The organism is Aliamphritea hakodatensis, from assembly GCF_024347195.1.
GTDB lineage: Bacteria > Pseudomonadota > Gammaproteobacteria > Pseudomonadales > Balneatricaceae > Amphritea > Amphritea hakodatensis.
Genome location: NZ_AP025281.1, coordinates 2,322,762 through 2,343,842 on the forward strand (window position 1 = coordinate 2,322,762; position 21,081 = coordinate 2,343,842).

24 protein-coding genes are annotated in these 21,081 nt (G+C 46.9%); 19 read left to right on the top strand and 5 right to left on the bottom strand.

From position 1 onward, the window contains the following. Window positions 1–20: 20 nt before the first annotated feature. Window positions 21–662, bottom strand: coding sequence for a GntR family transcriptional regulator (locus PCI15_RS10630; RefSeq protein ID WP_271274310.1), 642 nt, complete (start codon window positions 660–662; stop codon window positions 21–23). Between the two features lie 225 nt (window positions 663–887). On the opposite strand from PCI15_RS10630, the gene PCI15_RS10635 reads away from it, so the two are divergent. From PCI15_RS10635 to PCI15_RS10645, 3 genes are all read left to right on the top strand, one after another. Continuing rightward, complete coding sequence (locus tag PCI15_RS10635) at window positions 888–1,880, top strand: TRAP transporter substrate-binding protein (RefSeq protein ID WP_271274311.1); 993 nt, start codon at window positions 888–890, stop codon at window positions 1,878–1,880. Between the two features lie 142 nt (window positions 1,881–2,022). Beyond that, window positions 2,023–2,547: a TRAP transporter small permease gene (locus PCI15_RS10640; RefSeq protein WP_271274312.1), complete on the top strand. Its 525-nt coding sequence runs from the start codon at window positions 2,023–2,025 to the stop codon at window positions 2,545–2,547. After that, entirely contained in the window at window positions 2,544–3,863 is a 1,320-nt protein-coding gene (locus PCI15_RS10645; protein WP_271274313.1) for a TRAP transporter large permease, read from the top strand. Before PCI15_RS10640 ends, PCI15_RS10645 begins: the two co-directional genes overlap by 4 nt. An 83-nt stretch (window positions 3,864–3,946) precedes the next feature. On the opposite strand, the gene PCI15_RS10650 is transcribed toward PCI15_RS10645, so the two are convergent. Next, window positions 3,947–4,594 carry a GntR family transcriptional regulator gene (locus PCI15_RS10650; protein ID WP_271274314.1) on the bottom strand — a complete coding sequence of 216 codons (648 nt, stop codon included), beginning with the start codon at window positions 4,592–4,594 and terminating at the stop codon, window positions 3,947–3,949. A 161-nt stretch (window positions 4,595–4,755) separates the two neighbouring features. Between PCI15_RS10650 and PCI15_RS10655 the strand changes: the two genes are divergently transcribed. The 4 genes from PCI15_RS10655 to PCI15_RS10670 all read left to right on the top strand — a co-directional run bounded on the left by PCI15_RS10655 (window position 4,756) and on the right by PCI15_RS10670 (window position 6,452). Next, a complete protein-coding gene (locus PCI15_RS10655; RefSeq protein ID WP_271274315.1) occupies window positions 4,756–5,022 on the top strand; it encodes a hypothetical protein in 267 nt (88 codons plus the stop codon). Window positions 5,023–5,046: 24 nt separating this feature from the next. Next, window positions 5,047–5,721 carry a class I SAM-dependent methyltransferase gene (locus PCI15_RS10660; RefSeq protein WP_271274316.1) on the top strand — a complete coding sequence of 225 codons (675 nt, stop codon included), beginning with the start codon at window positions 5,047–5,049 and terminating at the stop codon, window positions 5,719–5,721. After that, window positions 5,718–6,122 carry a DUF1801 domain-containing protein gene (locus PCI15_RS10665; protein ID WP_271274317.1) on the top strand — a complete coding sequence of 135 codons (405 nt, stop codon included), beginning with the start codon at window positions 5,718–5,720 and terminating at the stop codon, window positions 6,120–6,122. Before PCI15_RS10660 ends, PCI15_RS10665 begins: the two co-directional genes overlap by 4 nt. Before the next feature lie 99 nt (window positions 6,123–6,221). Then, complete coding sequence (locus tag PCI15_RS10670; RefSeq protein WP_271274318.1) at window positions 6,222–6,452, top strand: TA system antitoxin ParD family protein; 231 nt, start codon at window positions 6,222–6,224, stop codon at window positions 6,450–6,452. A gap of 313 nt (window positions 6,453–6,765) precedes the next feature. On the opposite strand, the gene PCI15_RS10675 is transcribed toward PCI15_RS10670, so the two are convergent. Continuing rightward, window positions 6,766–7,437: an FMN-dependent NADH-azoreductase gene (locus PCI15_RS10675; RefSeq protein ID WP_271274319.1), complete on the bottom strand. Its 672-nt coding sequence runs from the start codon at window positions 7,435–7,437 to the stop codon at window positions 6,766–6,768. Window positions 7,438–7,560: 123 nt separating this feature from the next. On the opposite strand from PCI15_RS10675, the gene PCI15_RS10680 reads away from it, so the two are divergent. Beyond that, the gene (locus PCI15_RS10680; RefSeq protein WP_271274320.1) at window positions 7,561–8,436 is read left to right on the top strand and encodes a LysR substrate-binding domain-containing protein; all 876 of its coding nucleotides are present in this window, start codon (window positions 7,561–7,563) and stop codon (window positions 8,434–8,436) included. Between the two features lie 222 nt (window positions 8,437–8,658). Here PCI15_RS10680 and PCI15_RS10685 read toward each other — a convergent pair whose 3' ends face one another. Further along, window positions 8,659–10,323, bottom strand: coding sequence for an alkaline phosphatase D family protein (locus PCI15_RS10685; protein WP_271274321.1), 1,665 nt, complete (start codon window positions 10,321–10,323; stop codon window positions 8,659–8,661). 264 nt (window positions 10,324–10,587) lie between these two features. Here PCI15_RS10685 and PCI15_RS10690 point away from each other — a divergent pair, with 264 nt between their 5' ends. The 3 genes from PCI15_RS10690 to PCI15_RS10700 all read left to right on the top strand — a co-directional run bounded on the left by PCI15_RS10690 (window position 10,588) and on the right by PCI15_RS10700 (window position 12,148). Next, window positions 10,588–10,920 carry a PBPRA1643 family SWIM/SEC-C metal-binding motif protein gene (locus PCI15_RS10690; RefSeq protein ID WP_271274322.1) on the top strand — a complete coding sequence of 111 codons (333 nt, stop codon included), beginning with the start codon at window positions 10,588–10,590 and terminating at the stop codon, window positions 10,918–10,920. 5 nt (window positions 10,921–10,925) lie between these two features. Then, entirely contained in the window at window positions 10,926–11,465 is a 540-nt protein-coding gene (locus PCI15_RS10695) for a class I SAM-dependent methyltransferase (RefSeq protein WP_271274323.1), read from the top strand. Window positions 11,466–11,755: 290 nt separating this feature from the next. Further along, window positions 11,756–12,148 carry a hypothetical protein gene (locus PCI15_RS10700; protein ID WP_271274324.1) on the top strand — a complete coding sequence of 131 codons (393 nt, stop codon included), beginning with the start codon at window positions 11,756–11,758 and terminating at the stop codon, window positions 12,146–12,148. Between the two features lie 382 nt (window positions 12,149–12,530). On the opposite strand, the gene PCI15_RS10705 is transcribed toward PCI15_RS10700, so the two are convergent. Then, window positions 12,531–13,553: a threonine aldolase family protein gene (locus PCI15_RS10705; protein WP_271274325.1), complete on the bottom strand. Its 1,023-nt coding sequence runs from the start codon at window positions 13,551–13,553 to the stop codon at window positions 12,531–12,533. 359 nt (window positions 13,554–13,912) lie between these two features. Between PCI15_RS10705 and PCI15_RS10710 the strand changes: the two genes are divergently transcribed. The 8 genes from PCI15_RS10710 (at window position 13,913) to PCI15_RS10745 (ending at window position 20,800) form a co-directional block, all read left to right on the top strand. Then, window positions 13,913–14,677, top strand: a complete 765-nt coding sequence (locus PCI15_RS10710) for an amino acid ABC transporter ATP-binding protein (RefSeq protein WP_271274326.1) — start codon at window positions 13,913–13,915, stop codon at window positions 14,675–14,677. A 21-nt stretch (window positions 14,678–14,698) separates the two neighbouring features. After that, window positions 14,699–15,496: a substrate-binding periplasmic protein gene (locus PCI15_RS10715; protein ID WP_271274327.1), complete on the top strand. Its 798-nt coding sequence runs from the start codon at window positions 14,699–14,701 to the stop codon at window positions 15,494–15,496. Between the two features lie 80 nt (window positions 15,497–15,576). Beyond that, the gene (locus PCI15_RS10720) at window positions 15,577–16,284 is read left to right on the top strand and encodes an amino acid ABC transporter permease (protein ID WP_271274328.1); all 708 of its coding nucleotides are present in this window, start codon (window positions 15,577–15,579) and stop codon (window positions 16,282–16,284) included. After that, window positions 16,277–16,981 carry an amino acid ABC transporter permease gene (locus tag PCI15_RS10725; protein ID WP_271274329.1) on the top strand — a complete coding sequence of 235 codons (705 nt, stop codon included), beginning with the start codon at window positions 16,277–16,279 and terminating at the stop codon, window positions 16,979–16,981. The genes PCI15_RS10720 and PCI15_RS10725 overlap by 8 nt, the downstream gene beginning before the upstream one ends. A 176-nt stretch (window positions 16,982–17,157) precedes the next feature. Further along, window positions 17,158–18,117: a helix-turn-helix domain-containing protein gene (locus tag PCI15_RS10730; protein ID WP_271274330.1), complete on the top strand. Its 960-nt coding sequence runs from the start codon at window positions 17,158–17,160 to the stop codon at window positions 18,115–18,117. 99 nt (window positions 18,118–18,216) lie between these two features. Next, window positions 18,217–19,032 carry a pyrroline-5-carboxylate reductase gene (proC, locus tag PCI15_RS10735; RefSeq protein ID WP_271274331.1) on the top strand — a complete coding sequence of 272 codons (816 nt, stop codon included), beginning with the start codon at window positions 18,217–18,219 and terminating at the stop codon, window positions 19,030–19,032. Window positions 19,033–19,049: 17 nt separating this feature from the next. Continuing rightward, complete coding sequence (locus tag PCI15_RS10740) at window positions 19,050–19,964, top strand: DMT family transporter (RefSeq protein WP_271274332.1); 915 nt, start codon at window positions 19,050–19,052, stop codon at window positions 19,962–19,964. Between the two features lie 443 nt (window positions 19,965–20,407). Next, window positions 20,408–20,800 (top strand): hypothetical protein, encoded by a 393-nt coding sequence (locus PCI15_RS10745; RefSeq protein WP_271274333.1) that lies wholly within the window; start codon window positions 20,408–20,410, stop codon window positions 20,798–20,800. Window positions 20,801–21,081 lie beyond the last annotated feature (281 nt).

The following is a 21,081-nucleotide window of genomic DNA, read 5'->3' on the forward strand; positions in this document are numbered from 1 at the left end:
GTCTGTGGTTACTTGCCGGATCAGGTATTCAGCCGTGCAATGAAATCAGTGAAATTAGAGCCCTGTACTGCGATATGGTCATACGCGAGTGAAGCTGCCAGTTCAGCGTTTCTATGTTCAATCGCGCTGAGTAAATTCTGGTGCTCCTGATGTGACTCGGTGATGCGGTTAGTGCAGTGCAGTTGTGTGCGGCGATAGGGGCACAAGCGCTTGTTCAGGTCGGTCGCCAGCCGGGCTAAAAAGCTGTTATGGCTGGCGTTGTATATGGATTCATGAAATCGGATGTTGCCAAGAAAATAGGTATCTACATCACCGGATTCTGCGGCGCTGATGCCGGCAAGATGAGCCTGGCGAATCTGTTCTATATCTGCAGAACCTGCCCGGCGGGCGGCAAGTTTGGCGGTTATCGATTCGTAGTTCGCCATCATTTCGAACATTTCCAGTAAGTTTTTCAGATCAATGCTGGCAACGGCTGCCCCTTTACGTGGCTGCATATCAATTAAGCCGGTTGCCCGCAGTTGCAACAGTGCTTCCCTGACAGGGGTTCTGGAAACACCGAAGCGTTCAGCCAGTTGGGTTTCATCGAGCTTGTCACGGGGCTTTAGCTGGCCAGTGACGATCTCATGTTCCAGTGTTTGCACCAGGTTAGGTGTGGTCCGCATCAGAAAACCTTTTGTCTGTACTAATTTCTGTTCAGCAGTGAAAGCGCTGAAATATGGGTTAAATTTTTAAGATTATAGGATCAGTGTTTTTTTAATCTGTTTTTATGTATACAACAAGCCTTGCAAAAAATGCAAATGCTTTGTATGTTGATATCAAGTTGCTTTCTGTGAATACATGATTGCTGCCCTATACTCGAAACAAACAAAAATAAATGGAGTGTCCACATGAACCTGAAGAAAACTTTTGCCTGTTGTGCTGTTGCTCTGGCGACGCTTGCGGGTACTTCCCAAGCTGAAACACTAAAAGCCTCTCACCAGTTTCCCGGTGGTAAAGGTGATGTGCGCGATGAAATGGTGCAGCTAATTGCCCGTGAAGTTGCTGCTGCCGATGTCGATCTGACGATTCGTGTATATCCGGGTAGTTCTTTGTATAAAGCCAAGGAACAGTGGGCACCGCTGACTAAAGGACGGCTGGATATGACACTTTTCCCTCTGGCCTATGCCTCTGGTCGTCATCCTAAGTTTGACGCCACTCTGATGCCTGGTCTGGTTAAAAATCACGAACATGCCGCACGCCTGAATGACTCTGCATTCATGCAGGAAATTAAGGATGAAATTAATAAAGCAGGCGCCATTGTGTTGGCTGATGCGTGGCTGGCAGGTGGTTTTGCCTCAGCAAAAAGCTGCATTCTGAGCCCGGATGATATTAAAGGTCAGACGACCCGTGCAGCAGGTAAGGCATTTGAGAGAATGCTGGCCGGAGCAGGGGCATCTATTGCTTCGATGCCCAGTTCAGAAATTTATACCGCCATGCAAACCGGGACGATTGATGCTGCAAATACCAGCTCCGGCAGCTTCGTGTCTTACCGTATTTTTGAGCAGGTTAAATGCCTGACAGCTCCCGGAGACAACGCACTCTGGTTTATGTATGAGCCTGTAATGCTGTCGAAAAAGACCTGGAACAAACTCAATAAGGCTCAGCAGGATGCGCTGATGGCTGCCGGTGAAAAAGCAGAAGCCTACTTCTTTAAGGAAGCGCAGGGTCTGGATCAGAAAATGGTCGATATCTTCAAAAAGGCAGGTGTTGACGTCGTCAGCATGACGCCGGAGCAGGCAGATCAGTGGCGTGAAATTGCCAAAGCAACCAGTTACAAAGTTTTTACAGAGTCAGTGGATGGTGGTCAGGCGCTGATCGATATGGCTCTCTCAGTAGAGTAAGCCGTCAGCTGTAGTGTTCGGCGGCTGACAAGGCCGCCCTTATCTGTAGTAACAGGAGCGTTGTAGTTTTATGCAACAGGAGAACTCTGGGCAGGCGCCTTTATCTGACCGTTCGCCTTCCCACGTACAAAGGTCTGAAGCCATGTTTTTAAGAAAATTTGTATCCCTGATAAGGGCGCTGTCCAAGGCCAGTGGCCTGGCATCAGCGTTTTTACTGGCAGCCTCGGTTGTCGTTGTGTGTCAGTTGGTGGTTGTCAGATACGTATTTGGCGAAAGTACTATCTGGCAAACCGATTTTGTAACTTATGGTCTGGCTGCATCTGTCTTTCTCGGCGCACCTTATGTCGCCCAGATAAAAGGGCATGTGAATGTTGATTTGCTGACCATGTACGTATCACCACGTTTCAAGCGATTACTGGGGTACATCACAATTGCGTTCGCATTACTGTTTTCACTGTTGTTCATGTATACCGGCTGGGAACTCTGGCATGAAGCCTGGAGTGGAGGATGGACGACAGAGTCCATCTGGGAACTGCCGCTGTGGATTCCTTATTTATCTATGTCTGTTGGTATGACACTTCTATCGCTGGAATATCTGGCAGATGCGATTTGCGTAGTCACTAACGATGAAGTGCCTTTTGGTACTGAGCCAGGAGGTCACTCATGAGCCCGTTAATGATAGGTGCACTGTTGTGCATAGTTACCATTATTATTCTGGCGGCCGGAGTACCCGTTGCCTTTGCGCTGGCGCTGGTTGGTGTTGGTTTTCTCGTTATATTTGAAGGCGTAGGGTCGCTGGATATCGTCGCTGAAACTATGTTTTCGAGTATCAGCCACTTTACCCTTGTGTCGATCCCGATGTTCATACTGATGGGCGCGGCGGTAGCCAGTTCGCCGGCAGCCAAAGATCTGTATGAAGCACTGGACCGTTGGCTGTATAAAGTCCCGGGTGGTCTGATCATTTCCAATCTGGGGGCCTGTTCCATATTTTCTGCACTGAGTGGCTCCTCTCCGGCGACCTGTGCTGCCATCGGAAAAATGGGCATTCCGGAAATGCGCGCCCGGGGCTATCCGGCAAGTCTGGCAACCGGTGCAATTGCAGCGGGCGGGACGCTGGGTATTCTGATTCCGCCATCCATCACTATGATTGTTTATGGTATCGCAACTGAAACTTCGATTGGTCGTCTGTTCCTGGCGGGACTGGTTCCGGGCTTCATGTTAACGGCACTTTTTATGGCCTGGGCCTTGTATACAGCAAAGCGCAACGGTTACTCATTTGCTGATCAGGCGCGCAGCTATACCTTGCACGATAAGCTGGAAGTATTACCGCGGGTTGTTCCCTTTATGCTGGTGATTATCGGCATTCTGTACGTGTTGTATGGCGGTATAGCGACCCCGTCTGAAGCCGCAGGTGTGGGTGCGATGATGTGTGTCATGCTGGCGGTGGTGATTTATAAAATCCGTGATTTCCGGCGTTTATGGGACATGCTCTCCGCCAGTATGAAAGAAAGCGTGATGATATTAATGATCATTGCAGCATCTGAGCTTTTCAGTTTTACACTGTCCAGCTTATATATTACGCAGTCTGTTGCTGAACTGATTGTTAATATGGATGTAAACCGCTGGGTACTGCTGGGTATGATCAACCTGTTCCTGCTGGTTGCCGGCTTCTTCCTGCCGCCGGTTGCAGTCATTCTGATGACGGCTCCGATACTGTTGCCAATTATACAGAGCGCCGGATTTGATCCGTACTGGTTTGCAGTGGTGTTCACCATCAACATGGAGATAGGTTTAATAACACCGCCGGTAGGGCTTAACCTCTATGTGATCAACAGTATCTGTAAGGACGTCAGCCTGCCAACGATACTGAAAGGTTCGTTGCCATTTGTGTTGTGTATGGTGTTGGCCATTGTGATTTTGGCAGTGTTTCCTGAAATAGCGCTGTGGTTGCCAGATGCGGTCATGGGGCCTGAAATTAAGTAAAGAACAGAGCACCAAAAACGGATAGGGCCTTTAAGGACTATCCGTTTTTTATGGGTGTCAGTTTATATTTGAAGTAAAAAATATCAGCCTGGCAGGCTGGCAACAAAATCACTGAACGTATCGCCCTGAATGGTGACATGTTCCTTGAGCAGATTCTCAGCTTTGTCTGCATCGCGTTCCTCAATGGCAAGTAATACATCCTGATGCTCATTAAAGGATTCCATGATGCGGTTGGCGTTTCTGAGCTGGGTGCGTCGGTAAGGGGCAAGCCGGTTACGAAGGGCGATCGTTTGGTTCGCCAGGTAAGAATTGCGGCCTGCTTTGTATATGGCTTCGTGAAAGTCGACATTCAGCGAGTAATAATTGTCGAAGTCTTTATTCTCGGCGGCTGTTTTACAGCTGTCATGGGCGGCACGGATCGCTTCAATATCTTCAGGTGAAGCCCGGCGGGCTGCTAGCCTGCCGCACATGCTTTCAAGCTCAGCCATTACTTCGAACATTTCCAGTAACTCTTTAAGCTCAATACCGGCGACAATGGCACCTTTGCGGGCCCGCATTTCAATTAGGCCGGTTGTATTGAGCTGTAATAACGCTTCTCTGACCGGTGTTCTTGAAACGCCAAAGCGTTCAGCCAGTGCTGTTTCATCCAGACGGTCGCCCGGTTTCAGCTTGCCAGTTATTATTTCGTTTTCCAGTTCTTTGCGCAGTTCTGCGTGTATCCCTTGAACCATGATATTCACTTCTTGCATTTTAATTTGACGACTTTGCATACTATAACACTCAAAGTGCATACTTATCATGTGGTTGAAGTTTTTATACGGTAGGCTAAGCAGGGCAGAGAAATCGTAATTATTGACCGCTCAGAGTCTGTAAACTTAAAAAGGAAGGTGTAATGAGGTACATCACTGGCGTTGTATTACCGGCCGTGTTGCAGTGCCTGTTTGTGTTCATCGTGGTTGCAATGAACACCGGCAACGGCTCCTGGGTGGGGCTGGGCGTGTTCCTGCTGGCGATCTTTGCCATTCCAGGCACGGCCATTATTAACGCGCTGTATATCCGCAGCCATCCGGATTTACATACTCTGTCGGTCATTAACCGCTGCCTCCTGCTCGCGCTGGCGGTGCCGTTACTGACGCCGGTATTTCTGTTTGCCCTGTAACCCAAAGCAGAGGATGCTTCCCTGATGACCAAACTTAGCGATAAGACCATTCTTAAATCCTGGCATAAGAATGCCGCACCCTGGGCGGATGCAATCGCCGGGCAGACAATCCCCAGCCGGGTAATGGTCACCGACCGGGCGATCACCGACACCATTACCGCACTGGCCCCCAAAACCGTACTGGATATCGGCTGCGGTGAAGGCTGGTTAGTCCGGGCGCTGGCCGCTGCCGGCATGCAGGTCACCGGTACCGATGCTGTAGCAGAGCTGATCGACAAGGCCCGCGCGGCGGGTGGGGGGACTTTCAAAAAGGTGGCCTATGAAGACTTATCTGGTGACAGCATCAATGAGCGATTTGATCTGGCGGTATGTAATTTCTCACTGTTGGGCAAAGAATCCGTTGAACAGGTGTTTGCCGCGGTTCCAAGTTTATTAAACTCCGGCGGGCATTTTGTGGTGCAAACCCTACACCCGGTGACCAGCAACGGCGACGGGATCTACGAAGACGGCTGGCGGGAAGGTTCCTGGGCAGGCTTCAGCGATGACTTTACCGATCCCGCCCCCTGGTATTTCCGTACTGTAGACGCCTGGCAGGCGCTGTTTACGGACAACGGCATGCGGATAGAACAGGTGCAGGAACCAGTCCACCCGGAAACCGGCCAACCGGCCTCCCTGATCATTACCGGCACCGTGAAATGAACCCGGATGTAGAAGCAAAATTTGCCACGTACCCTGAGGATGTATGCACTCAGCTGCTGGCCATTCGCACGCTGATTTTCGATATCGCCTCAGAACATGAATTAGGCACGGTAGAAGAATCCCTTAAGTGGGGCGAACCCAGTTATGCGGTTAAAGGGGGCAGCCCGGTAAGGATGAACTGGCAGGCCAAAGCGCCGGATCAGTTAGGTGTGTATTTCAACTGCAGCACCTCGCTGGTGGCAACCTTTCGGGAAGTCTACGGTGATGAACTGCCGTTTGCCGGTAACCGGGAGCTGACACTCAGCAGGGCGGAGCCGTTACCGCTTAAGCCTCTGCAACACTGCCTTGAAGTGGCCCTACGGTATCACCGCCTGAAAAAGCTGCCTTTACTGGGTATGTGAATGTACGCCTGGTAAGAAACCTTCAGTTATTGAAGGCAACAAAACACCGTACTTTTTAGTTGTTCAGTGCTAGAACGGTGGACATATCAGGAGAGTGACATGTCTACCACTATCACATTAGATGATGCCTTCGTTGAAGATTCCAAAACTCACGCGCAAGCTGTCAATCGCTCAACTTCGGAACAAATAGAGCACTGGATAAAGATCGGAAAGGTTGCTGAAGACAACCCGGATCTGACCTATGAATTTATCCGGGATGCACAGTTGGCACAGGAAGAAGTTTCAGTCGGGAAGGGCATACCGTATGTCCGCAGAACAAAGCGGATCTGACGTTCAGAGACAGTTTCTACAGTGGTGTAAAAAACGGCATAAGACCGATCTTAATATGTAGAAATCAGGACTTAATCTGACAATCGCTGTCCGGTCAGGACTAACTGAGGGTGTCTGTTCTGTGCCAAATCCGGTCTTTGAGGCTTCGCTAATATAGCGCTGCACCTGCACCTCCACCCCCTCAACTCCAATAGCAGACGCTGAATGCTTGCCCAGACGATAATCTCTGTTTTCATAGCGTCCTCTATTAAGTAGCGGTAATGGGTAAACACTCCAAATACGCAGTTTCCTCGCACATTCGGTGTTAGCAGTCTTAGCCGTAAGCATGCGCAAGGTGTCCTGCCAGTTCGATAGCGTCAGCCTGAGCTTTTCGGACCGACTGTTCATGCCGATGATCAGCGAACTCTTGGTATTCCGCACGAATTTCATGGAAATGCTCCACCCCCAGGTACTTAGCCAGCACTTCGATGTGCGGCCCTAGGTGGTTCATCGCCTCTCTGATTCCCCCGGATTCAAAGCCAAACTCACCGCAGGATGACACTAATATCAGTGTTTTACCCGACATAATGGGTTCAAGAGGAAAATCTCCACGGTTCAAATCAAAGGAGAAGGTTTTGTTAATACGGACAACCTGGTCAAACCAGGCTTTCAGCACGGCTGGCATACCGTAGTTATACATGGGGGCAGACATCAAAATGATATCAGCCTCATTCAACTCATCAATTAATGTATCGGACAATTCCAGTAAGTTTTTTTGTGTGTCAGTGCGATTTTCCTCATTCGTAAATACCGCAGCTATCCAATCCTGATTGATAAAGTCAGGCGGTGTTTGTCCGAGATCACGATAAATCACCGAATCGTTCGGACGTTGATTTTGCCACTGCCGGATAAATTCACCAGCCAGTGTTTTAGAGATTGAATTATACTCAGCAACAGAGTTATCTAAGCGTCGGGCGCTGCTGTCGATATGCAGTATAGTAGGCATAGTATATCCTCAGATTTTATTAGATTGTGTGTCAACATGAAGATATGGTGCGCGCAGTCAGGATAATTGACAAAAGATCATTTTTTTCTTATAGGTGAGTAATACTCATTCATGTAGGTGGTTATGTTTACTCATCTTCCCCCGTTAAATAGCATTCGAGTGTTTGAGGCCGCAGCCCGTTTGAAGAGTTTTAAAGCAGCTGCAGCCGAACTTAATGTCACACCCACTGCGGTATCGCATCAGATACGTAGTCTCGAAGACAGGCTGGGTACGCTGCTGTTTGAACGAAAGACGCGTGCTATAGAACTTACTGAAGAAGGAGAGAAGCTCGCTCAAGCTGCATACCTGGCCTTACAGCAGCTCTCGGTTGTATTGGAAGATATATCAGATACCCAGACCACGCTTACCCTCAGTACTACCTCCTCATTTGCCGCCATGTGGTTGGTACCCAAACTGGAAAAATTTCATCGACTGAATCCACACATTCAAGTGATTGTTAAAACCGGAGAGCAACTGGATGATCTGGAAAAAGATCGACGCATCGACCTGGCGATTCGCTATGGTCAGTTTAAGGGTGAAGAAGCCAACAGGATCGAACTGGTGAATGAGACTCTTGGCCTGTATGCCACGCCAGAGTATTTAGAAAGCCATGCCAGAATCAGCGATGCCTGTTTAATAGAAACCAAATGGGAAAATACTAACTTACCGGTAATTTCCTGGGATCAGTATCTGGGTAAGCAGCACAAGCCAGCCAACATACGTCAATTTGATCAGGAGCATCATGTGATTCAAGCGGCGCTAGCTGGACAAGGTATTGCTTTGGTCAGTTCATTGCTGGTCCAGACTGCATTACAACAGGGTTGGTTGACCGAGTATGATAAGAAGCATCGGGCATTAGGGTTAACCTACTACCTGATAATCCCACCCCACAGTAAACACAGTCGCAAAGTCACTCTCTTTCGAAACTGGTTAACTGATGAATTAGCAGTTAACGGCTAACACTTCTGTCTTAGCTAACTTGAGTGGCATGTTTGTCGCTAGTCCCAAACAATGGGGTCAGGTCTTGTCTTTGGCCATTTATGATTTGCAAACAATGGGGTCAGGTCTTGCCTTTTGCCATTTATGATTTGTATCGAATTAGGCAAAAGGCAAGACCTGACCCTGAAGCCTGCTTATTATCAGCCTGACCATTTCTTTCTGGCCAGGCTGATAAATACCGTATTACTCCCCGGTCAGTTTAATACGCTTCTGCGTCAGCTCACCGTCGTCGCCGGCGGGCCAGTAGAGGTCTACGCTGACGCTGGCTGTGCCGTCTTCGAGATTCGTATTTACCATCAGGAAGTTATGCTGGCCCGAGAGGGCATACAGCCGGGTAGCGTAACCGCCTTCATAGCCGTTAATGTTACCGGTGCTGCGGATCAGCATTTCTGCTTTGGCCGGGGCAGGTTTTCTGGAGATAGCGCTGGAGGTAGCGTTGAATACTTTGGCGTTAGGGAATTTATCCCGGTTCTCCAACTGGTAGACGCTGGCGCTGTGCACATCACCGCTCAGTACCGTCACCGGGCAGCCCTGATCATGGGAGCATTTCAGCATGGCATCGAGCAGAATATTCCGTTCCTTATGGTTGGTGTCGTGCTCCCATTCATCCCGCAGGTCGTCTTTAACCGAGCCAATATCCATCATAGACACCAGCACACCCCAGTGAACTACCGGCACCGGTGAGACAATGAACAGGCTTTTGCAACGCTGGCTGGCGTCATCCAGCCACTCCAGCACCCGTTGCATCTGCTTAGCGCCCAGCAGGGCGGTGCCGTCTTCATGGCGTTCATAATCGTGATGGCCACGCATATCCAGCACATAGAATCCGTGGTCCCCCATGCGGAAGCTGTAATCCCACTGGCAGTCTTCATTGTCTTCAGGCTTCAGGGAAACAGGCGTCTTCGGGTTATGGCTGTGCTGATACTCGAAGTAGACCTGTTTGGCCGCTTCAAACATCAGCTGGATTAACTGGTCGTTGGTGGCTTCGTCATCATCCTGAAAGAAGCGATTGAGCAGCTTGCTGCGTTCCTGCCGGGTATAGGAACCCCAGCCATCCATGATTTCATGGTCGTCCCAGATCATATAGGTAGGGAAGCGCTGGAAGGTTTTCTTCAGATTCGGGAAGTTCCAGTACAGGCGGTAATAGGTCCGGTAAACCTCTGCGAAATAGCTAATCAGCTCGGGTTTTTTAAGTTCACCGTTTTCAGAAAACGCCTGGATGATGGCGTTCTTGTAATCCCCCAGCCAGTCCCACGCGGAATACATATCTTCTTTGTCGTTAGTATCGATATACACCTGATCGCCGCCACCGATTGAGAACAGACCATTTCGGTTCACCATGGTCTGGTAATACAGCGGCCAGGCACCTTCGCTGTGGCTCACGGAACTGAACGGATCATGGCAGCTGAAATAGCCGAATGTCAGGTTATTAAGATTAGCGGGCAACGCATGGAAGAACTTCTTACCCTGATGGCCAATTTCAGTGCGGCGGGGAATACGTTCTGCGTCTGCCAGATCGGCAATCACCGCGTAGTAATATTTGCGGCCGGCCTGTAAACCGGTGACATTAAACACCACCGTGTTATCGGTGGCTGTGCCGATGTTCTTCGCCTGGCAGAACACGGGATTAGCTGCTTGCTGTGCAACGAATGCATCGACATTCAGGCCGTCCAGCGTATCCAGGTCCCCCTGTAACGGGCTTTCTGTCACGACCAGCCACCATTTTGCCGCGCAGTACATCCGCACCCAGAGTCGGCAGGTTTTAGCAGTCATATGGCCGATAATGGCCAGCGAGCCAAGTTTTGGGTGATCCTGTTCTACATTGGCGGGGTTCCGTGGGAAGTACATGCCTATCTCCTTATAGTTATATTACCTGGCGCTGACTGGCGGACAGGGAGCCTGTCAGACTTCCGGTTATCAGGCGCTATTTAGAATAGCCCCTAATGCATGGGAGGGGCCAGCTTGAACGGGGCAATGTGCTGCTGTATGGCAGGCATTTCCAATGTATCTGCTGAATATCCGTTACTTCAATGTGTAATCCGTTATAATGCGCGCCCCTATGTCTGTGCGCCTGCGACGCACGGCAGGTAATAGAAGTAGCAGGAGCGAGCAGTGTCTAAGTTTTTCTTTAAAGGTACCCCGGACGTCATGGGGAACTACGGTAAAAGCGGTTACAACCCGAAGCCAAACGTAAAAGCGGGCACCGATGCCCATCCGCTGGCGATATCCGTGCAGACTGAAGCCCGCAAAGAAGAGGTTGCAGCACTGCTGGTGGAACATGACCTAGTGGGCAACATTGACGTGAATCCGGACGCACCGGAAAACCTCGCTGAGCTGGATGCCATGATCAACACTCAGGAAACCCAGCGTTTCGCCCCTAAACCGGCCCGTAACGAACCTTGCTCTTGCGGCAGCGGTAAAAAATACAAGAAGTGCTGTGGCTAAACACCTTGCCAGCCTTTGAAATTGCACTGTTACTGATCACGCTGATCATCTGTTTATCGGTGGTCTGGAGTACGGTGTGGCTGGGTATCTCCCCGATGCCCAGTTCAAAGAAAGCCCGGCAGGCCATGCTTGAACTGAGCCGGGAAACCGGCACTGGTCCGGTGTATGAACTGGGCAGCGGTTGGGGCAATTTGCTCATCCCGCTGGCACGGGAATATCCTCAGCGAAAAATCGTCGGTTATGAGCTGTCGCTACTGCCCTGGTTAACAAGCCTGATACTGGTAAAGCTGCTGCGGCTGAAAAACGTAGAGCTGTACCGGCAGAATTTCCTTAAGGCAGACTTATCGGAAGCCTCGGTGTTGCTGTGTTACCTCTACTCAGGTGGCATGCAGGCCATTGCCGACCAACTGGAAGCAGGGCATATGACGCCTGAGTATCTGATCAGTAATAATTTCTCACTACCGGCACACCAGCCGGTAAACCTTCTGTACCTGACGGACTTTTTTAAATCCCCTGTCTACCTCTACCGGCTCACTCGTCCGTAAGCCGCGTAAGTCTTTGTTGTAACACGAAAACACCCAAGTTGACCGGTTAGCCAGAACCGCTTTATAGTCCTTGGTGAGGCGTCGAAACCTCTGCTGTAAGCGGACAACCATCACCGTTATGTTGGTTTTTTTGTGCCACAAATGTGGTACAAACTCCCGTTATGTCGGGAGGGCGGTGAATATAAAACCCTTTCGGGGGAAATAAACCCGCGGTCTCTTACAGCCGTTTCGAACCTCCCGGCACCTCACGGATTGAGGCGTTTATCGATAAAAATGTAAGGAGGCCAGGTATGGCTAACCATCAGATCGATAACGTGGTGTACTCACTGCGTTCCTGCTTTAACGACTCTCAAGAAACAACACCTCTCACCACGCTGGATGCCCGCATCAACCTGCGCCGGTTGTACGACTACCGGGTGCTGGATATCGGCACCATGGGCATGTTCGGCAGCGCTCAGGGCGAACTGATTCACATGCTGAATGACTGGGAGAAGGGAGTCGATCCCACCCCGGAAGATCTTAGAAACCTCATGTGGCGATACGCCAGCGTACTGCGCTGCATCGACTTCGCCGACCGCTTTATGCTGGTACACAGCGAACCGCTTGAACCGAATAAAGAGGTTAATACACTGCGTAAGCGGCTGGGTTCACAGCTGCATAACCGTACGCAGGTGGTGATGTAAGGGTTGCCGCTTATAGGTAGTGGGTTGAAACCTGTCGAAACTAAAGCTGGTTGCAGTCTGCAATTGGCTTCTGAAGGTATCTGGGGGCAGGTTAAAATCGATTGAGTGCTAACTCTGCCTTTTAATGTTTGCTGTGTTTTTTTGTTGTATTGTTTAAGGTCAAGAGCTCTGTAGTGGATACCAGGATGATACTCTTTTATTAGATCGGCCTGTGTTTAATCTTTGTAAATTATTACATCTCGCGCCTGGCAATAGGTTTGTAAAAAATGCCTTCAGTTAATTCTGAAGGCTTTTACAGAAGTACTATTTAAAACAGAGATTTCGCTAGTATTCCCGCCGCTATAAGCAAAGGCAATATATTCAAAGTATAATAGCGAATGCTTTATGATAGATAATCGGTAAGTTCGTTAATCAATTCAATCCCTGCTTTTTGATTGACATTAAGGCAGGTCACAGCGCGAACTCTTCTTTCACCAAATGCTCCCAGTAATATGCCTCGCTGTTTCATCTCATTAACAAGTTCCTGTGCGGTAGGCGCTGTGTCATCGAGGTCGAAAATAACGATATTTGTATCGACAGGTAATACGTTCGTTATCTGTGGAACTTCCAGGAGTTTTTCACCAATAAATGATGCCAGTTGATTATCGCTGGATTGTTGCTCCATGTGATGATCTAAAGCGTAAAGACACGTAGACGCAAGTACGCCTGACTGACGCATAGCTCCGCCAAACGCTTGCTTTTCTCGCCACGCTTTTTCAATAAATTCTTTACTTCCCGCAAGTACCGCACCGCAGGGTGCTCCCAATCCTTTAGAAAAATCTATCCAGACTGAATCGAAGCCTTTGGCATATTCCGCAGCAGAAATGCCTGTTTTTACAACCGCATTCATCAGACGTGCGCCGTCCATGTGGGTAATCAGGTCGTGCTTTTTGGCTTCGTCGACGACTTCATTGATTGTTTCGAGTGGCCAGATGGCACCGCCACCAAAATTTGCAGTTTGCTCAACCAGTACCATGCGTGACTTCGGCATGTATCGTGAGTTGGGGCGAACAGAATGCTTAACGTCCTTTGCACTATAAATGCCTCTGTCACCTTTAACTGTTCTCAATACTACGCCGCTCAGTGCTGAGGGCCCGCCACATTCGAAATTTAACAGATGGGCAGTTTCATCAAGAATTACTTCATCGCCCGGGCGGCAATGAACGCGTACTGCAATTTCGTTGCACATTGTTCCTGAAATCATGAACACCGCGGCCTCTTTACCCAGCAATTTCGCGACGCGTTCTTCTAACGCTCTGGTTGTAGGGTCTTCTCCTTTTTGTTCATCACCTAATTGTGCTTCTGCAATTGCACATAACATTTCATGTGTCGGTAAAGACTTAGTATCACTGTAAAAATCGTACATCTGACAATCTCCATTCAAATTATGAATATATAGTTTTTTATTACCACTTCTAATTCCCACCATAATTTGCTGAAACAATGAAATGTTGCCAAAAAAATGGCCTCTCATAAATAAATATGGAGGCCTAATAGTGAGATTATAAAAGGTAAGTCTTATGCGTAATGCATAAGGCCTAATAAAAGATATTGAAAGATTTAAATTAAATAAAACGCATATTTGCTATGTATTGGAAATGCTGCGGTTAAGGTTTTTACGCAGAAAAACGAAAGAACAACAAGATATAGCTAGAAAACATTACTTGATTGTCTAGGATGAATTTCAACGCATAAAAATAAATTTAATTACTTTGTAGGTTGTATATGAATGAATCTTCAGAAATTAATCCATTAATTGAAATTCGTGATGTGGATAAGGTTTTTGTTGCACCTGACGGGCGAAAGATAAGGGCTCTGGAAAAAGTAAATACATCAATAAATAAAGGTGAAGTTGTTGTCATTATCGGGCCCAGTGGCTCAGGAAAAAGCACTTTGCTAAGAACAATTAATGCGCTTGAAACCATAACGAATGGCTCCATTCGGGTTGATAAACATGAGGTTTCCAGTCCGGATGCTGACCATAACTCACTTAGAGCAAAAGTTGGCATGGTGTTTCAGCATTTTAATTTATTTCAGCATAAATCGGTTATCGAGAACGTGATGATGCCGCAAATGATCGTGCTGAAACGAAGTTCTGATGAGGCCCGGAGTGTCGCTGAATCCCTTCTGCAGCGAGTGGGTATGAAGGCCTGGGCGAATAGCTATCCGTCTCAGCTGTCAGGTGGGCAACAACAACGGGTGGCCATCGCAAGATCATTGGCAATGGATCCGGAAGTAATGTTGTTCGATGAGGCTACGTCAGCGCTGGATCCTGAAATGGTTGGTGAAGTGCTGGACTTGATGGTGGGGCTTGCCGGGGAGGGTATGACGATGATTGTTGTAACCCATGAGATGGGGTTTGCGAGAGAAGTTGGCGACCGGCTGATCTTTATGGCAGATGGTGAAATCTTAGAGGAAGCTCCTCCGGAAGTATTTTTTACAAATCCAAAAAACGAAAGGGCTCAACAATTTCTTGAGCAAGTTCGGTAACTCAAAAATAAGGAAAAAAAGATGAGAAAGTTAGTTTCATTCGTTAAAGCAGCAGCTATTACGATGGGCGCTGCTGTGGGCTCTGCTTTTGTTCAGGCGGATACTGTCGACGATATCGTTTCAGAAGGAAAGATTGTCGTCGCTGTTCAGACACAGGGACCTCCATATAGCTTCATTGATAAGCACGGAGAACGTACAGGATTTGTAATCGATTTGGTGAAAACCTTTGGCCACGATATTGGTGTAGAGATTGAGTTCAGGGATTACGAATGGAAAGGGTTGATTCCGTCTTTACTCTCCAAGAAAGTGGATATGATTGCTGCTGACATGACGTCAACTGCTAAGCGGTCATTAAAAGTTAGCTTTACAGATCCGTTCATGTTTTCAGAGGTGGTTGCTTATACAAAGAGCAGCAGTGAGCTTAGTTCCTGGAAACAGCTGAATAGCAGCGATTATAAAATTGGGGCGGCTCAGGCCAGCTCATCGTCAAATTATGTAAAACGCTTTATGCCGGAAGGCGATCTTAAAGAGTATGGTGGCGGCACACCGGCAGTAGCGCAGGCGATTACGACAGGCCGCATCGACGCAGGCGTCACAGAACTGGGCATCGCGCAGGCTATGACCAGACAATTTCCTGAACTTAAGATTCTTGACGGGTCCATTTTGAAGTCTCCCCTCAGCTTTGCTGTGCGTCCTGCTGATACACATCTTGTGGCTGTGTTGAATAATTATTTCACCCTTAAACAGGGTGATAACACTATGGATAAACTGCTGGATTACTGGGTACGTACAGATGCCTGGGAGAAAGATCATAAATAATAATATCTGAATGTCACTTTCAGGTTGTAAATAGGCCTTATCACAAGATAAGGCCTGTTATAAATGCAAGCAGGTTATATATGAGTTGGTTTTCAGAATTTTATAATTTTCGTGTGGTTTGGCAGTACTTTCCTCAATTCATGGAAGGGCTTTGGACTACCGTTTGGGTGTCAGCAGTTTGTTTACTGCTTTCATTAATTTTAGGTGGCTTTGTCGCCCTGATGCGTATGTCTTCAAATCCCTATGTTTGGAGACCTGCAGCTATATATATTCAATCAGTCAGAGCAACACCTCTGATAGTCCAAATTTATATTCTCTATTATGGTTTGTCTAATATTCCCGTGTTAGATGTGAGTGTGCCGGCAATTATATGTGGAATTCTGGCTCTGACTTTGCATACGACTGCGTATATGTCTGAAATATTCAGGGCAGGAATAGAGTCGGTTTCAAAAGGGCAATGGGAAGGCGCTCTCTCACTTGGGATGAGCAGGGGTAAAACGTTTATTCATGTTATTTATCCTCAGGCTTTTGTAACTGTGCTGCCACCGCTTATTGGTCAGGCATCCGTACTGATAAAAGATTCCTCTTTGCTTAGCTTTATAACAGTTATGGAACTGATGAGTGTTGGCCTGGTCATTCTGTCTGACCGTGTAATGCCAGTGGAATCATTTATTACTCCAGCATTGTTTTATTTAGCTATTTATACAGCATTAGTCTTGGCTGCAGAGCGGGTTAAAAATGTACTGGGTGGAAAAGGCAAAAAGTCAGTAGGTGGTAGTTATGTATGATGTGCTTAAGGTTTCAATGCCTTTCTTATTGGAAGGGCTTATAAATACGATCATTATTTCTCTGTTATCGATTTTTTTTGGCAGTATTGCCGGAGTGATTCTTGGACTTATCAGAACGCTTTCCAATAAGTATATATATGCAGTTGTAGGCACTTATATTCATTTTGTCAGGGGCATGCCTGTCCTTATACAACTCTTTATTATTTATTACATCCTGCCTACAACAGGTGTGTGGATTTTTGACTTATCCGGATTTGCTGCCGCAGTGCTTGCGTTGTCAATTTATACTTCGTCATATGTTGCTGAAATTGTTCGGGCCGCAATAATGGCTGTACCGGTAGGTCAGTGGGAAGCAGCTAAAGCATATGGGATGAGTACATTTCAGTCTATGCGATACGTAATAGTGCCTCAGGCATATAAGTTGACACTTGCACCGATGGCCGGTGTATATGTCCTTATCATTAAGGGAACATCTATTATTTCCGTTATCGGTGTTGCGGAGCTAATGCGCTATGGTCAGGATGCAATAAACCGCAGCCCAGGCCATATCATGTTCGTTCTGGGGGTAGTGGCGCTCATGTACTTTGTCTACTGTTATCCAATTTTACGTTCAATAAGCTGGATAGAACAGTGGGCGACTAAAGGAAAGGTGTTTGACGAAAAGAAGGTAAATAAGGCGGTTGAAGAGCCCGTATAAATTCTTTCGGGGGCTAAGCACAGGGCAGGCTTCAGTTGCTGCTGGCGCTGGGGTCTGTTCTTTGTGATTGCTATAAATTGATATTTAAACGATATCTTGTCTCTAAAGCCGGCTTCAGGCTGAATCTGCGCGAAAGCTGTGTTACTAGTACTATACTTTTCTGTTATCTATGAGTAATGCCAGTAGCCAGTGCGTTACTTGAGAAACATACATTTACGGCGATCTTCTTCAGTGGTGTGAGTATGAGAGATTTCTTTACCAGGGAAACAACCAGCAGTGAATCAATGACAGATTTCACTGTTTTCCAGGGAGACGGGTATAGCCTTGAACAGTACACAAGAACCTTTGATGGTTGTAAATATGGTGACTGGGTTACTGATAAATTTGCTATTTATCTGCGTAAAATCAGGCCTGTCGGTGTTGAAGCACCTAAAATGGTTTCATTTTCTGAGCCTCAATGGAAAGGCGCCCTTCCTCTAGAACAATTGTTGATTTTGCCTGCAGATTACGAGCTCAAAACAGAGTTAAAAGGACAGGGTGAATCTGACTATATAGCGTTATATCTGGACAGCAAATGGCTGTATAGGGATGTTTCCCGAATTGTAGACAGTTCCGGGATACTGTTTGATGCGAAGTATGTAACTAATGATCCTGTGTTGTCGGGTTTAGTACTCGGTCTTGCCAATCACCAGGCATCTTCAGAAGTGCTGGGAAAGACGTACTCAGAATCACTGCTCACGTGTATAGGTACGCATTTGGTCAGAGAGTACTCGAATGCGTCTTCTGTGATTGATAGGCCTAAGGGTGGCATGGCACCGGTAACCTTACGGCGCGTTAAAGAATATATAGAAGATAACCTGTCAAGCCAGCTGTCACTTGAGGATATATCTGATGTTTGTAATTTAAGCACTTTTCATATGGCTCGTTCATTTAAAAAAGAAACAGGTGAAACTGTTCATCATTATGTAATGCGACGCAGAGTAGAAAAAGCTGCCGCGTTATTAAAGTCAAGTACGTTATCCATAACTGCGATTGCCTATGAAGTCGGGTATTTAAGGCCAGCTACAATGAATCATAATTTTATTAAAATAATTGGCGTTACTCCCCGTGACTATAGAAAGATACAAAATAGCTGATAATCGCAATATCACCATTGAATAGCAATTAGTGGAATGGCAATTTTTACAGCTGGTATATGTTAGTAACAGGTAAGCTAATATATATCAGAGGTAAATATGAAAAAGGTCTTGTTTCTCGGTGCTGGTAAAATGGGCGGTGCAATATTATCTAAGTTACTTTCATCAAACTTTGGTGATTGTTCTTTTTATATTGTCGATCCAGGCCTTAATAAAGATGCAGCTGAAGAGTTAAGCGTATGTGAAATATATGCTAACCTTTCTCAGTGTTTAGAGAAAAATCTTCGTTTTGATGTGGTTTTCTTGTCGGTAAAACCACAGATTTTTGAAAACAGTTCCCTGTCGTTTGATCAGTTAATACATCCTAAAACCGTTGTTATATCAGTGATGGCGGGTATAAGCTGTCAGACAATTTCAAAGGTAATGCCTGAAACTTCAGAAATTATTCGCTGTATGCCAAACGTTGGTGCGCTAAATGGTCATTCCGCCTCTGTCAGTTATTGTCCGTCTCATGTGACTGAAAACTCACGTTGTATTGCTGAAAACTTAATGACACAAGTTGGTAGTTTTGCATGGGTTGAATCCGAAGATTTAATGCATGCTGTCACAGGGTTGTCTGGCAGCGGACCCGCATATTTTTTTGCATTTGTAGAAGCAATGCGCGAAGCAGGAACGGGCCTGGGTTTAAACGCTGCTCTGGCGGATCAGCTTGCAATAGATACGATGATTGGTGCAGCTGAGTTACTAAAAGTACAAAGGGATCCAACAGCACTGCGAGTGATGGTTACTAGCCCGAATGGTACCACTCAGGCGGCATTGGATGCTTTTTCTCACGATGATGCCATGAGGTGCTTAGTGCGCCATGCTATGAGCGCTGCGGTTAGCCGGTCAGTCGAATTATCAGGTAAAAAGTAATATCTGGTCTGACCCGTATGCTGCAGCGATTTCTTATTAAGTTACAACTGACTAATTTCTTTCAGGCTCTTACTGAAAAATTGCCTGCAGGTGTAGGCTACATGCTGCTTTCAGCGCTCAGCTTTTCAATGATGGCTGTATGTGTAAAAGCGGTATCACTCTACGGTATACCAGTTCTTGAAATTGTTGCAGCGCGCTCTCTTGTTTCTTTAGTGTTAAGTTATATTGATATTAAACGAAAGCGTATTTCAATATGGGGAAATAACAAAGTATTACTGCTTGCAAGAGGGGGAGTAGGGGCGCTTTCTTTGATTTGTGTTTATTATGCAGTGATTACTTTACCCTTGGCTGAGGCCACTGTTTTACAATATACGTACCCGGTCTTTACGGCATTAATTGCTTTGTGGGTATTAAAAGAAAATATCCAGCTGGCAAGTATATATTGTTTTATAATAAGTATATCGGGTTTAGCTGTTATGGTTTCGCCTGATATAGGATTTGATTCAACCGAAAGATTATCTTTATTCAGCATTGTCGTTGCACTTATCGGAGCTTTTGGCAGTGCTGTAGCCTATGTCATTGTAAGAGCTTTAAGCCGTAGTGATGATGTCAGCGTTATTATTATCTATTTTCCTCTGATTGCATTTCCTTTATCGGTGCTGATGCTTGGTGATGATTTTATATTTCCAGACATTGAATCTGCAGCCCTCTTGATATTAGTCGGTATATTTACTCAGATAGGTCAATTTGGGTTAACTAAGGCTATGTCTGTTGAAAAAGCAGGAAAAGTAGTGGCTTACTCCTATATTCAGGTTGTTTTTGCCGTACTGTTTGGTTGGTGGGTATTCTCTGAAACGCCCACCTTATGGACTGTTTTAGGTGGTGCAATGGTTATTTTAGGTGCACTGGTTAATACTTTGTACAAAAAATAAACATACAGTGGGGCCTGTTTTGTTTATTGCCTGTTTAGAAAGATAAGCAAAACGGAAGGCTTAACTCTACTGGATGCGCTAACCCCGTTAAGCCTGCTCAGCTCCTGGATTTATACAAGTCGACGGTCTGCCTTTATCAGGTCACACGTCCGTAAGCCACGTAAGTCTTTGTTGTAACACGAAAACACCCAAGTTGACCGCCCGGTTGAATCAGCTTTATAGTCCTTAGTGAGGCTTGAGAACCTCTACAAAGACGGATATCCAACCCCGTAGTGTTGGTTTTTTTGTGCCACAAATGTGGTACAAACTCCCGTATGTCGGGAGGGCAGCGAATATAAAACCCTTTCGGGGGAAATAAGCTCGCGGCTTCTTTGTGCCGTTCTCAACCTCCCGACGCCCCAATGGAACTGGGGTCACCTGAGATTAAACAAAGGAGGCCAGGTATGGCTAACCATCAGATCGATAACGTGGTGTATTCACTGCGTTCCTGCTTTAACGACCCTCAAGACACAACACCTCTCACTACATTGGATGCCCGAATCAACCTGCGCAGGCTGTACGACTACCGCGTGCTGGATATCGGCACTATGGGCATGTTCGGCAGCGCTCAGGGCGAACTGATTCACATGCTGAATGACTGGGAGAAGGGCGTCGATCCCACCCCGGAAGATCTTAGAAACCTCATGTGGCGATACGCCAGCGTACTGCGCTGCATCGATTTTGCTGACCGCTTTATGCTGGTACACAGTGAACCTCTGGAGCCGAATGAAGAAATTGAAGCGCTTCGTAAGCGACTGAGTTCGCAGCTGCATAACCGAACGCAGGTGGTGATGTAGTGTTGAACGGCTGAAACTTGTAGAGGCTGAGGCTGGTTGAAGTATGCCGTGAAGCCTCTTTAAACCCTCGGGGGCGGGTTAGTTTAGTTATGACTCTGCTCCTGATTTAAAACCGTATTTCCCTTATGCATGGTTATGTACGTTTTTTGTACTGTTTCAAGTCAAGATTCATTCAACTGATACCAAGATGATACTGTTTTGTTGGTTCGATATGTGTTTAATGGCTGACAATGGTTGCTAAAAGTGACTGGTAAGAGTGTGCGGGCTGGGTCTTGTTTTTG